Raw genomic sequence first — 12,509 nt, 5'->3', positions numbered from 1 at the left:
CCGTTCCACGCACTCGCCGATGTCGAGGCGGGCCTGCTTAAGCGATCCCGGCCCGGCGATCGCGGTGGCGCCCGCAAACAGAGCGCCGAACACGACGCGGGTCAGCGCGTCGACCGGCAGCGGGTCGATCTCCCCCGAATCGACCAGCGTCCCGACCACGCCCCGGAGCCGTTCCGGCGGTGCATCGGTGGCCGGCTGCGCAAGCCCATCCCGAGCTTCTAGGTACGCATACCGCCTGACCAGCACTCGCGACCATTCCCGGGTGCCGTCGCACCGCGACGCACTCACCGGCATTGAGCAGCAAAATGCCCGAACCAGCGGTCACGAGCGTAGCTGCATCCACTCCCGGGTCGCCGCGTCGGCCGGAGCCTCGACCAGCACCAATGCGGACCCGTCCGGCTGCAGCAGCGAGCACTCGAAGCGCAATCGACGGCCATCGACCAGCACCGTGACCGGCCAGCTGCCGAGCTCACGTACCGCCCGGCAGCTCCACCAGTGCCCCAGGTCGGGGCGCAGCTCCCGCAACCGGTCCACGACGTCGTCGCCGGGGAACCGGTCGGCGCGCGCCCGGAACCGGAGGAACGGCTCGTAGAGGAACCGTTCCTCCGGCACCAGCAAGTCCTGCAGCCGCCGGCTGCCCGCCAGGGCCAACAGCACGGTGATCGAGTACGTGCACCACCGGCCGAGCGCCCACGCGCTCGGCTGACGGGCCCCGGCACCCGCCGGACCAGGCTGGGCAGGCGCGGCGCCCACCGGAGGTGGACCGACCAAGAATCTTCCGACACGGCTGTGCAGTATGCCTCCCCCGGCCGGCGGACCACTGGGCAAATCCGCACCGCTTCTCACCATTTCGGACCGGCTGGGATCAGGGGCGTAGCCTGTCGTCGTGACTGTCGCGCCGGAGGGTCGGAAGCTGCTGCGGCTGGAGGCCCGCAACAGCCAGACACCGATCGAGAAGAAGCCGTCGTGGATCAAGACCCGCGCACGGATGGGACCCGAATACACGGAGCTGAAGGGCCTCGTTCGCCGCGAGGGCCTGCACACCGTCTGCGAAGAGGCGGGGTGCCCCAACATCTTCGAGTGCTGGGAGGACCGGGAGGCAACGTTCCTCATCGGTGGCGACCAGTGCACGCGTCGCTGCGACTTCTGCCAGATCGACACCGGGAAGCCGGCCGAACTGGACGTCGAGGAGCCGCGCCGCGTCGCCGAGTCGGTGCAGGCGATGGGCCTGCGCTACTCGACCGTCACCGGCGTCGCCCGCGATGACCTGCCCGACGGCGGCGCGTGGCTGTACGCGGAGACGGTCCGGCAGATCCATGCGCTGAACCCCGGTACCGGGGTGGAGCTGCTCATCCCGGACTTCAACGCCAAGCCGGACCAGCTGGCCGAGGTCTTCAGCTCCCGCCCGGAGGTGCTCGCGCACAACCTGGAGACGGTGCCGAGCGTGTTCCGCCGGATCCGGCCGGGCTTCCGCTACGAGCGGTCGCTGAAGGTGATCGCCGAGGCCCGCGAGGCGGGGCTGGTGACCAAGTCGAACCTGATCCTGGGCATGGGCGAGACCCCGGAGGAGGTGCGCCCCGCGCTGCAGGACCTGCACGACGCGGGTTGCGACATCATCACCATCACCCAATACCTGCGGCCCAGCCCGCGGCACCACCCGGTGGACCGGTGGGTCAAGCCGGAGGAGTTCGTGGAGCACACCAAGGCCGCCGAGGAAATTGGCTTCCCCGGTGTGATGGCGGGCCCGCTGGTGCGCTCCAGCTACCGCGCCGGCCGCCTGTACGCCAAGGCCACGGTGCACCGTGGCATGCCGCTGCCGGACAACCTGGCCCACCTAGCCAAGGCCGGCACCGCCGCCCAAGAGGCCACCAGCCTGCTCTCCCGGTGATGCTCTCCGAGGTGCGGGGCGCCGTCGATCGAGTTGCTCGGTCGACGGCGCCCTCGCGCTTCGCTCGACCGCGTTTTTCGGGGCGGAATTCACGGGTCGGTGACGCATCCCGGACCGCACCTGCACCTGGCAGAGGCCGCGCCGTATCCTGAAAAACATGGCCAAGCAGGACAAGGCCGCCAAGAAAGCGGCGGCCAAAGCAAGGCGCCAGGCAACCCGGGGCCGCATCAAGCAGATCTTCGAGGCGTTCAAGATGCAACGCCGGGAGGACAAGCTGCTCCTCCCGCTGATGCTCGGGGCGTTCCTCGGCGTGACCGTCGTGGTATTCCTGCTGGGCATCATCTGGGGGCTGCACTGGGTGTTCCTCCCGGTCGGCCTGGCCTTCGGCCTGCTGGCCGCGGTGATCATCTTCGGTCGGCGGGTGCAGGCGACCGTCTACCGCAAGGCCGACGGCCAGCCCGGCGCCGCCGGGTGGGCACTGGACAACCTCCGTGGCCGCTGGGTGCTGAACCAGGCCGTGGCGGGCACCGCCCAGCTCGACGCCGTGCACCGGCTGATCGGGCGGCCCGGGGTCGTGCTAGTCGGAGAGGGCTCCCCGCATCGGGTCAAGTCGCTGATGGCGCAGGAGAAGAAGCGCGTCGTCCGCCTGATCGGAGAGACGCCGATCTACGAGATCACCGTCGGCAACGAGAAGGACCAGGTGCCGCTGAGCAAGCTGCAGCAGCGCATCATGAAGCTGCCGCGCAACATCGGCCCGGGCCAGGTCGACGCGATCGAGAACCGGCTGGCGGCGCTGGCCAGCCGCGGCAACTCGCTGCCCAAGGGCCCCATGCCGCAGGGCGCCAAGATGCGGAACGTGCAACGCGCCGTCCGCCGCGCGAAGTAACCAAGACGAAGAAAGCGGGCCCGGGTGCGCAACCCCGGGCCCGCTTTCTTCGCCCTCAGTCGTCCGTCCGCAGTCGTCCGCAGTCGTCCGTCCGCAGTCGTCCGCAGTCGTTCTCAGCGCCGGAGGACGATGGTCTTGCTGGCGCGGTCGTGCCAGGAGCGGCCGTCGAAGTTCCACATCACCGCCGGGATGACCAGCAGCGTCAGCCCGCAGCGCAGCACCGCGCGCAGCGGCCCCACCATCCCCGCGCCGTCGATCCGGGCGACCCAGATTCGCATCATCGCCATGCCTGGGGTGAAGCCGAAAAAGCTCACCGGGATGACGGTGATCAGGAACCAGGTCAGCAAGCTCCAGTCGCCCGGGAACTCCGGCGCGGTGAACGCGGCGGTGATCAGTGCCGCCAGCAGGATGTCGATGACGAACGCCAGCAGGCGCTTGCCCGGCGGCGCCGCCGAACCGGGGCCGTCCTTGGGCAAGCCCAGTTTCTCGCCGCGCCAGTCGGGCCGCGCCTCGGTGGCCTGCTCGCGCGCGTGGTTAAATGCGCTCTTCGGGCCCTCCAGCCACGAACCGATGACTCTCCGCACGTCATCCAGGGTACGTGCCCCTGCCGTACGGCCTGCGGAGCATCACGCCCGGCCGGTGCGCGCAACGCCGGCCACCCGAACAGGCGGCAGTTAACGCCCACGAAACATTCAGGTGACGACGGGGCAACACCCCTGGCATAACGTGGACCCTGAGCCGGCGGTGGAAACTTTTGGCGTTGCGTCGGTGAGTTGTACGAGTGCGTGAAGGAGCCACCGAGGTTGTTCAAGAATCCTGACGAGGTCCTGCGCTTCATCGCCGATGAGGACGTGAAGTTCGTAGATGTCCGGTTCTGCGACCTACCGGGCGTGATGCAGCACTTCACGGTGCCCGCCACCGCGTTCGACCAGGATGCATTCACCGAGGGACTGGCCTTCGACGGCTCGTCCGTGCGCGGCTTCCAGTCGATCCACGAGTCGGACATGCTGCTCCTGCCGGACCCCTATACCGCCCGGCTGGACCCGTTCCGCGCGGAGAAGACGTTGATCCTCAACTTCTTCGTGCACGACCCGTTCACGCTGGAGCCGTACAGCCGCGACCCGCGCAACATCGCGCGCAAGGCCGAGCAGTACCTGAACGAATCCGGCATCGCCGACACCGCGTTCTTCGGCGCCGAGGCCGAGTTCTACATCTTCGACTCGGTCAAGTTCGGCGAGGCCCCCAACAAGAGCTTCGCCGAGGTCGACTCGATCGAGGGCTGGTGGAACACCGGCCGCGACGAGGAAGGCGGCAACCGGGGCTACAAGACCAGGCTGAAGGGCGGCTACTTCCCGGTCTCCCCGTACGACCACTTCGCGGACCTGCGCGACCAGATGGTCAAGCAGCTGATCGGCTCGGGCTTCACCATCGAGCGAGCGCACCACGAGGTCGGTACCGGCGGCCAGGCCGAGATCAACTACAAGTTCAACACCCTGCTGCACGCGGCGGACGACTTGCAGCTGTTCAAGTACGTCATCAAGAACACCGCATGGCAGCACGGCAAGACCGTGACATTCATGCCCAAGCCGCTGTTCGGTGACAACGGTTCCGGCATGCACAGCCACATGTCGCTGTGGAAGGACGGCAGCCCGCTGTTCTACGACGAGACGGGCTACGCCGGCCTGTCGGACATGGCGCGCTACTACATCGGCGGCATCCTGCACCACGCCCCGAGCCTGCTAGCCTTCACCAACCCGACGGTGAACTCCTACCACCGCCTGGTGCCGGGCTACGAGGCCCCGGTGAACTTGGTGTACTCGCAGCGCAACCGCTCGGCCTGCATGCGCATCCCGATCACCGGTGCGAACCCGAAGGCCAAGCGCGTCGAGTTCCGCTGCCCGGACCCGTCCGGCAACCCGTACCTGGGGTTCGCCGCGATGATGATGGCCGGCCTGGACGGCATCAAGAACAAGATCGAGCCGGCCGAGCCGATCGACAAGGACCTCTACGAGCTCCCGCCGGAAGAGGCCAAGAACGTCCCGCAGGTGCCGGACAGCCTGGCCAAGGTCATCGACAACCTGGAAGCCGACCACGACTTCCTGCTGGAGGGTGGCGTGTTCACCCCCGACCTGATCGAGACCTGGATCAACCTGAAGCGGGAGGACGAGATCGACCCGATCCGCCTGCGCCCGCACCCGCACGAGTTCTCGCTGTATTTCGACGTGTGATCGACTGACAGCCCGGTGAAGCGGGGTGGGGACTTCGCGGTCCCCACCCCGCTTCGCTTTTGCTGCTGTTATTAGCGACAGGGGTCAGATTCCCTGCCAGGGCGGGAGTCGCATGCCAACGGTGCCGGGCTTGAAGCGCAGCAGCGCGCCCGCGTAGGGGTCTTCGCGCAGCCCGAGCTCGTCGTAGCCGAAGCACGCCGAAGTCACGTACATCTCCTCCAGCCGCGAACCACCGAAGGCGAGGCTGGTGATCCGCCGGGTCGGTGCCCACAGCACGGTTTCGAGGTCCCCGCTGGGCGCGTACCGGTGGATCCGCCCGGTCCAGTGCATCGCCACCCACACGCATCCCTCGGCGTCCACCGCGATGCCCTCCGGGCTGCCCTCGGACTCCGCGCACACCACCCACTGCCGCCCTGACACCGCCCGCGCGCTGTCCACGTCGTAGTCGTAGACCCAGATGGTGCGCGTGTCGACCAGGTACATCCGGGTACCATCCGGGCTCCACGCCAGGCCGCCGACGCCGGTCACCCCCTCGACCAGCAACCGCGCCCGGTCGCCGTCGAGCACGTACAGCGCGCTTGCGCGCAGGTCGCGGGCGTGCGTCAGGGTTCCGGCCACGAATCGCCCGGCTGGGTCGCAGGCACCAACGCTCATCCGGTCGCCGTTGCGCACCTGCACGACCGGCTCCAGCGCGGCACGCCCCAGGTACACCCGTGCGAAGCCGTTCCCCGCGGCAGCGATCAACTGCCCGTGCCGGGTAGCACCCAGCGCCGTCACCACGCCCGGCAGCACCCGCACTTCGTCGGCACCGGAATCCCGGTGATAGGTGTGCAATTCGTTGCGCAGCAAGTCCACCCAATGCACGCAATTGAGCGCCGACATCCACAGCGGGCCCGTCCCGCACAGCGCCTGCCGGTCGACGAGCAGCTCGAAGTCCTCGGACATCGAAAGTCCCCCATCCCGAACCACGCCTGCCCTGCTCGCCGAGGCTACTGGCGAATTCGGCAATACGGGACCGCCGACCGGGTTTTCCCCGGAATAAGTCCAATGAGGATGCCGGATCACATTGCGCCGCGATACGTCATCCGGACTACTCGATTACCGCCGATTCACGCAATCGAACAATCTGCCGGGTGCGGCCCGAATAGTCCACATTGCATGTGTCGTCCGATCAGCTACCGGAAGCGGGCGAGACTTCCCGGACGAAGCAAACCCGGTCGTGCCCGCGCCCGTCGTAATCCCGGTGCACTGGAATCCCGTCGATTTCGGTATCGCCGGGAACGAGCTCGAACCCCATGCGCCGGTGAAACGCGATAGAACCGGTGTTGGCCGGGGAGGTGATGCAGCGGACCCGGCTGCGCCCGGCGCTGGACGCGGTATCGAAGAATTCGGCGTACAACCGGCGCGCGAGTCCGCCGCGGCGCCGCGCCGGATCTACACCGACGAAGTGGATGTAGGCGTCCTCGGGGCGGTCGGCGGACAGAAATCCGATCAGGAATCCCAGCATTTCACCACCCCGCTCGGCCACGAGGCTCGTACCGGAGAAATGCTGCAAGAACAACCGCGGCACCAACAAGGACAATTCACGGGCTGCGGCCGGACTTCTGGAATCCGTCCACCACGACTCGATCGCCGCCACGATCCGCGGATGGTCAGTCTCTTCGGCCTGGCGCAACCCATCGGTCATGACCCAACCCTAGGCGCAACGATCAGGAACCGTAGAAGACCCGTTCCACGACGGCGCGAGCGCGCCGGGTCACCCGCAAGTAGTCATCGACGACCTCACCGGTGTCCACTCCGGCCGGATAGCCCAACGCCGCCGCCACCGCGCTCAATTCCCGGGAGTGCTTGGGAAGCTGGTCATCGGGCTTGCCGCGCACCAGCATCACCGCGTTGCGCACGCGCATCGCCAGCGTCCACGCCTCGACGAGCTCATCGGTATCACTGGCTTCCAGCACACCGACCGAGGCCGCGGCGCGCAACCCGTCCACCGTCGATGTGGTTCGAAGTTCGGCGAACTCATGCGCATGCTGCAATTGAAGCAACTGAAGCGTCCACTCCACGTCGGCCAGGCCGCCGCGCCCGAGCTTGGTGTGGGTGGCGGGATCGGCCCCCCGCGGCAGCCGCTCGGAATCGACCCTCGCCTTGATCCGGCGGATCTCCCTGACCTTTGCCTCGTCCAGCCCGCCTTCCGGATAGCGGACCGAATCGATGGCCCGGCAAAACCGCTCCCCCAGGTCGTGATCGCCCGCAACGGCTTGCGCTCGCAGCAGGGCTTGCGCCTCCCATGCCTCGCCCCAACGCCGGTAGTACGCCAGGTAAGAGTCCAGGGTCCGCACCAGCGCGCCCTGCCGCCCCTCCGGCCGCAGGTCGATGTCGACTTCCAACGGCGGATCCTGGCTCGGTGCACCGAGCAAGCGGCGAACCTGCTCGACGACGGAAGTGGCGAACCGGACGGCAGTCCGCTCGTCGGCACCGTCGATGGGTTCGCACACGAACATCACGTCGGCATCGGAGCCATAACCCAACTCGGCGCCGCCCAGGCGTCCCAGCCCGATCACGGCGATCCGCGCCGGGATCTCGCCCTCCGACCGGCTGGCCACGTCCCGCATGGACACATCCAACGCGGATTCCAGCACTGCGACCCAGATGTTCGACAGCGCCCGGAAAACGGTGGTCGGTTCCATCAGGCCAAGCAGGTCACCGGAAGCGATGCGCAGCAGCTCGTGCCGCCGCAACGAACGCGCCGCGGAGACCGCCCGCTGCGGCTCCGAATAACGCGCCACCGCGCTGCGCAACGATGTTGCTGCCTCCATCGGATCGCGCTCGGCGAGTGCTGCCGTATCCGAGAGCAGTCGCAGCACTTCCGGCGCCCGCACCAGCAATTCCGGAACCAGTTTCGAAGTGCCCAGCAGCTGGGCCAGCCGTTCGGCGACCACGCCCTCGTCCCGCAGCAACCGCAGGTACCAAGGGGTTTCGGCCAACGCCTCCGACACCTTGCGGTAGGCGAGCAGCCCGCCATCGGGATCCGGCGTGTTCGCCAGCAGATCCAGCAGCATCGGCAGCAAGGTGCCCTGAATGCTGGCCCGCCGCGACACCCCGGACGTCAACGCCCCGATATGCCGCAACGCCCCTTCCGGGGAGGTGTAGCCGAGCGCGGCCAGTCGCGCGACGGCGGCAGAGGTGGTCAACCGCAGTGCCGCGGTGGGGACCTTCGCGACCGCTTCCAGCAGCGGGCGGTAGAAGAGCTTCTCGTGCAGGCGCCGAACCCTGTTGCCGTGCCTGCGGAACTCCGCGACCAAGGCCTGGGCCGCAGTGTTCCGGCCGCTGGAGCGAAGGCCGACCGCGCGGGCGAGCACCGTCAGCGCGTCGTTGTCGTCGAAGGGCGGGAACAGATGGGTGCGGCGCAGCTGTCGCAGCTGCAGCCGGTGCTCCACCGTGCGCAGGAAGCGGTAGGAGTCCACCAGGTCCGCGGCGTCGGTGCGGGCCACGTATCCGCCCTCGCCCAACGCCAGCAAAGCATCCAATGTGGACTTCGAACGGAGCGAGTCGTCGCTGCGACCGTGCACCATTTGCAGCAGCTGCACGGCGAACTCGACGTCCCGCAAGCCCCCGCGGCCGAGCTTCAGCTCGCGCTCGACCAACTCCGACGGAACGTGGTCCTCGACCCGCCGCCGCATCGATCGCACATCCGAGACGAAACCCTCGCGCTCCGCGGCGGTCCACACCAGCGGCTGCACCGCTTCGAGGTAGCGAGCACCGAGCTCCTCGTCCCCGGCCACCGGGCGCGCCTTCAACAACGCCTGGAACTCCCAGGTTCGGGCCCACCGCCGGTAGTAGCTGAGGTGGCCATCAAGCGTCCGCACCAAGGCCCCGGCCTTGCCCTCCGGACGCAGCGCTGCATCGACCTCGAAGAACGCTGGGCTCGCCACACGCATCATGAGGCTGGCCAACCGTGTCGCGGCCGGGATATCCGACTCGCTGTCGGCGACGAACACGACGTCGACGTCGCTGACGTAATTCAGCTCCCGCCCACCGCACTTGCCCATCGCTATCACCGCGAGGCTCGGCACCTCGTCTACGCCGGACCGCGGCAGCTCCGCGACGGCGACCGCCAGCGCCGCCCGCAGCGCCGCGACCGCCACGTCGGACAGGTCGGCAGCAACGTCCTCATACGACGTCGCCGGCAACGACGGCTCCGAAACGCTAGCCATATCGTTGCCGGCGACGTCTAGCAACAACCCCCGGTAAGTGCTCCGCAGAGCGCTAACCGCATCGGGTCCGCGCAGCTGCGCAACCGGGCCTCCCGGTGTGCCCGGCACCCCGTCACCGTCCGCTCCGACCGAGGTCAGCAGCACCGAGGTGCGCTCCTCTAGGGTGCTCGGCTGGACGGCATCCGACCGCAGCCGACGCCAGTCCGCCGGATTCGCCACCAGGTGATCGGCGAATGCCGTGGAATCGCCGAGCACACCGAACAAACGCCCGCGCAGCCCCACGTCGTCCGCGAGTGCCTGCGACAACTCCGCCCAGGAAGGGCCTGCGAACTCCTGGAAGCGGTCGAGGGCGAGCAGCGCGAGATCCGGATCTGGTGCGCGGGAAAGCGCAGCGACGATCGGCTCGGCTTGCACCGGGCCGGCATCCGACCACCAGCCGACTCGCCTCAACTGGGCCTCGGCACGTGACGCGTCGCTGAACCCGTAACGCGCGGTGGACGGCACCGAACCCGATCGGGACGAGTTGCTGTTCGCCATGTTCGAACCGTAGTCCGCATCCGATGCCGGTGAAGACCCAACCTGACGACAATCACGCCAGGGGCAAGAACCTGCTGGTACTGCGCTCCTCCGGGGGAATGGCGACCAACCGCACGAAGCGTTCGGCGACCGGCTGCCACGTCTCGGCGAGATCGGCGTGGAACTCCCGCAGGTGCTCGGGTTCCAGCTGCCCCGGACGGGCCGCGGCGGCGACATCCGGCGACATCCTGACCCACTCCAACACCGTGTCCGGGGTCGTCTCGATGTTGAACTGCAATCCGTACGCGCAGTCCCCGACCCGGAAGGCCTGGTTGTCGCACTTCGGCGACGAAGCGAGCAACCGCGCAGACGGCGGCAGGGCCGTGATCTCGTCGGTGTGGAACTGCAACACGTCAGGCGTCAGCGGTACTGGGCCGAACAGCGGATCCTCGGCCGCGGCATCCCGCTTCGCCACCAACAGGGTGCCGACCTCCGGTCCCTTCCGAGCGGCATGCACCTGGCCACCGGTAGCGGCGGCGAGCAGCTGAGCGCCCAAGCAGATCGCCAACACCGGAACCCGCTCGCCCACGGCCTTGCTCAGCAGCGCGCGAACGCCAGCCAGCCAAGGGTTTTCCGCGTCGTCGTACGCACCCATTTCACCGCCGAGCACGACCACGCCCTGATGGCCGTCGAAGCCGTCCGGGAGCCGCTGCTCCGACGGAAGCACAACGTCGAGTTCTGCACCCGCGGCGAGAAGCCATTCGCCGAGCTCGCCCGGGGGATCCGACTTCGACGGCTGGACAACGAGAATCCGCACACCACCCATGCCCGTGAGGGTACGTGCCAGCAATCCGAACGCCCACCGACTTCTGCAGGCAGACCGGACGGATCGCCTTGGAAATGAGAAGGGGCCCCTTCTTCCGTTCCGGAAGAAGGGGCCCCTTTCAAATAGTGTGTCGGCGGTGTCTTACTCTCCCACACCCTGTCGAGTGCAGTACCATCAGCGCTGGGGAGCTTAGCTACCGGGTTCGGAATGGGACCGGGCGGACCCTCCCCGCCATCGCCACCGACAACCCTCACCCCGCCGTAAACGACGGGAAACCAGGCGTCAGAACACGAATGACACATGTTCAATTATCAAAGGTTCTGGTTGTTGCCCCAGAACCGTATAGTGGGTGCGTAGCAATCTTTGTGAGCAAGTCCTCGGCCTATCAGCACCAGTCAACTCCACACGTTACCGTGCTTCCATATCTGGCCTGTCAACCCAATCATCTCTTGGGGGCCTTAACCCACAACGGGTGGGAGACCTCATCTAGGAACAGGCTTCCCGCTTAGATGCTTTCAGCGGTTATCCCTCCCGAACATAGCCAACCAGCCACGCCCTTGGCAGAACGACTGGCACACCAGAGGTTCGTCCGTCCCGGTCCTCTCGTACTAGGGACAGCCTTCCGCAAGTCTCCTACGCGCGCGGCGGATAGGGACCGAACTGTCTCACGACGTTCTAAACCCAGCTCGCGTGCCGCTTTAATGGGCGAACAGCCCAACCCTTGGGACCAACTCCAGCCCCAGGATGCGACGAGCCGACATCGAGGTGCCAAACCATGCCGTCGATATGGACTCTTGGGCAAGATCAGCCTGTTATCCCCGGGGTACCTTTTATCCGTTGAGCGACACCGCTTCCACCAGCCAGTGCCGGATCACTAGTCCCTGCTTTCGCACCTGCTCGACCCGTCAGTCTCACAGTCAAGCTCCCTTATACACTTACACTCAACACCTGATTGCCAACCAGGCTGAGGGAACCTTTGGGCGCCTCCGTTACCCTTTAGGAGGCAACCGCCCCAGTTAAACTACCCACCAGGCACTGTCCCCGATCCGGATCACGGACCCGAGTTAGATGCCCGGAACGACCAGAGTGGTATTTCACCAACGACTCCACACCCACTAGCGTGAATGCTTCACAGTCTCCCACCTATCCTACACAAGCCGAACCAAACACCAATACCAAGCTATAGTAAAGGTCCCGGGGTCTTTCCGTCCTGCCGCGCGAAACGAGCATCTTTACTCGTACTGCAATTTCACCGGGCCTGTGGTCGAGACAGCGGAGAAGTCGTTACGCCATTCGTGCAGGTCGGAACTTACCCGACAAGGAATTTCGCTACCTTAGGATGGTTATAGTTACCACCGCCGTTTACTGGCGCTTAAATTCTCCGCTACACCCCAAAGGGTTCACGGGTCCTCTTAACGTTCCAGCACCGGGCAGGCGTCAGTCCATATACATCGCCTTACGGCTTCGCATGGACCTGTGTTTTTAGTAAACAGTCGCTTCTCCCTGGCCTCTGCGACCACCACCAGCTCCCCAAGCACGTCGGTTCACCAGCAGTGGCCCCCCTTCTCCCAAAGTTACGGGGGCAATTTGCCGAATTCCTTAACCACAGTTCACCCGACCGCCTCGGTATTCTCTACCTGACCACCTGTGTCGGTTTCGGGTACGGGCCGTGAAGACACTCGCTAGAGGCTTTTCTCGACAGCATGGGATCACTCACATCGCCACAACGGCTACGCATCACCCCTCACCCACAAGGCATGCGGATTTACCTACACACCGGGCTACAGGCTTACACCAGTACAACCACTCACTGGCAGAGCTACCCTCCTGCGTCACCCCATCACTTAACTACCGCCCCATCAGGTCCCATGCCAGCACGCATATCACCCAAAGGATCAACACACACCAAGATGGTTAGTATCAAAGGTTTCGCTATGGACGCATCAACACG

The 12,509-nt window shown here is 66.4% G+C and carries 9 protein-coding genes, 2 rRNA genes and 1 pseudogene (1 of these 12 running past the window's edge); 3 read left to right on the top strand and 9 right to left on the bottom strand.

Annotated elements, in window-relative coordinates; translation table 11 throughout:
- Nucleotides 1-45: 45 nt before the first annotated feature.
- Nucleotides 46-294 (bottom strand): annotated as a pseudogene (locus tag ACRXBZ_RS29855) (hypothetical protein); the annotation flags it as partial.
- A 27-nt stretch (nucleotides 295-321) separates the two neighbouring features.
- The gene (locus tag ACRXBZ_RS29850; RefSeq protein ID WP_433881897.1) at nucleotides 322-771 is read right to left on the bottom strand and encodes a hypothetical protein; all 450 of its coding nucleotides are present in this window, start codon (nucleotides 769-771) and stop codon (nucleotides 322-324) included.
- A gap of 115 nt (nucleotides 772-886) precedes the next feature.
- Between ACRXBZ_RS29850 and lipA the strand changes: the two genes are divergently transcribed.
- Together lipA and ACRXBZ_RS29840 are read left to right on the top strand one after the other, a co-directional pair.
- Nucleotides 887-1,888 carry a lipoyl synthase gene (gene lipA, locus ACRXBZ_RS29845; protein WP_433881896.1) on the top strand — a complete coding sequence of 334 codons (1,002 nt, stop codon included), beginning with the start codon at nucleotides 887-889 and terminating at the stop codon, nucleotides 1,886-1,888.
- Between the two features lie 157 nt (nucleotides 1,889-2,045).
- Nucleotides 2,046-2,774 (top strand): DUF4191 domain-containing protein, encoded by a 729-nt coding sequence (locus ACRXBZ_RS29840; RefSeq protein ID WP_433881895.1) that lies wholly within the window; start codon nucleotides 2,046-2,048, stop codon nucleotides 2,772-2,774.
- A gap of 113 nt (nucleotides 2,775-2,887) precedes the next feature.
- Here the strand turns inward: ACRXBZ_RS29840 and ACRXBZ_RS29835 are convergent, their stop codons facing one another.
- Nucleotides 2,888-3,358, bottom strand: coding sequence for an RDD family protein (locus ACRXBZ_RS29835; protein WP_433881894.1), 471 nt, complete (start codon nucleotides 3,356-3,358; stop codon nucleotides 2,888-2,890).
- 219 nt (nucleotides 3,359-3,577) lie between these two features.
- On the opposite strand from ACRXBZ_RS29835, the gene glnA reads away from it, so the two are divergent.
- Nucleotides 3,578-5,002, top strand: coding sequence for a type I glutamate--ammonia ligase (gene glnA, locus ACRXBZ_RS29830; RefSeq protein WP_168587241.1), 1,425 nt, complete (start codon nucleotides 3,578-3,580; stop codon nucleotides 5,000-5,002).
- An 84-nt stretch (nucleotides 5,003-5,086) separates the two neighbouring features.
- Here the strand turns inward: glnA and ACRXBZ_RS29825 are convergent, their stop codons facing one another.
- The 6 genes from ACRXBZ_RS29825 to ACRXBZ_RS29800 form a co-directional block, all read right to left on the bottom strand.
- The gene (locus ACRXBZ_RS29825) at nucleotides 5,087-5,947 is read right to left on the bottom strand and encodes an SMP-30/gluconolactonase/LRE family protein (protein ID WP_433881893.1); all 861 of its coding nucleotides are present in this window, start codon (nucleotides 5,945-5,947) and stop codon (nucleotides 5,087-5,089) included.
- Between the two features lie 226 nt (nucleotides 5,948-6,173).
- Complete coding sequence (locus ACRXBZ_RS29820) at nucleotides 6,174-6,689, bottom strand: GNAT family N-acetyltransferase (protein WP_433881892.1); 516 nt, start codon at nucleotides 6,687-6,689, stop codon at nucleotides 6,174-6,176.
- A 22-nt stretch (nucleotides 6,690-6,711) separates the two neighbouring features.
- On the bottom strand, nucleotides 6,712-9,753 hold the full coding sequence (locus ACRXBZ_RS29815; protein WP_433881891.1) for a bifunctional [glutamine synthetase] adenylyltransferase/[glutamine synthetase]-adenylyl-L-tyrosine phosphorylase: 3,042 nt from the start codon (nucleotides 9,751-9,753) through the stop codon (nucleotides 6,712-6,714).
- Between the two features lie 52 nt (nucleotides 9,754-9,805).
- Nucleotides 9,806-10,558 carry a type 1 glutamine amidotransferase gene (locus tag ACRXBZ_RS29810; protein WP_433884011.1) on the bottom strand — a complete coding sequence of 251 codons (753 nt, stop codon included), beginning with the start codon at nucleotides 10,556-10,558 and terminating at the stop codon, nucleotides 9,806-9,808.
- A gap of 128 nt (nucleotides 10,559-10,686) precedes the next feature.
- Nucleotides 10,687-10,803 (bottom strand): 5S ribosomal RNA (gene rrf / locus ACRXBZ_RS29805).
- A 120-nt stretch (nucleotides 10,804-10,923) separates the two neighbouring features.
- Nucleotides 10,924-12,509 (bottom strand): 23S ribosomal RNA (locus tag ACRXBZ_RS29800); it runs 1,486 nt beyond the window's last position.

Source organism: Saccharopolyspora hattusasensis (assembly GCF_050972075.1).
In the GTDB taxonomy this organism is placed as follows: domain Bacteria; phylum Actinomycetota; class Actinomycetes; order Mycobacteriales; family Pseudonocardiaceae; genus Saccharopolyspora; species Saccharopolyspora hattusasensis.
The sequence above is the reverse complement of the archived record's forward strand: the minus strand, read 5'-3'. Positions and strand labels throughout refer to the sequence as shown.

Bases quoted from the DNA above. Each gene is read 5' to 3' on its own strand.
- ACRXBZ_RS29825 (WP_433881893.1), bottom strand. From the start codon at position 5,947: ATGTCCGAGGACTTCGAGCTGCTCGTCGACCGGCAGGCGCTGTGCGGG.
- ACRXBZ_RS29810 (WP_433884011.1), bottom strand. From the start codon at position 10,558: ATGGGTGGTGTGCGGATTCTCGTTGTCCAGCCGTCGAAGTCGGATCCC.
- ACRXBZ_RS29840 (WP_433881895.1), top strand. From the start codon at position 2,046: ATGGCCAAGCAGGACAAGGCCGCCAAGAAAGCGGCGGCCAAAGCAAGG.
- ACRXBZ_RS29815 (WP_433881891.1), bottom strand. From the start codon at position 9,753: ATGGCGAACAGCAACTCGTCCCGATCGGGTTCGGTGCCGTCCACCGCG.
- ACRXBZ_RS29820 (WP_433881892.1), bottom strand. From the start codon at position 6,689: ATGACCGATGGGTTGCGCCAGGCCGAAGAGACTGACCATCCGCGGATC.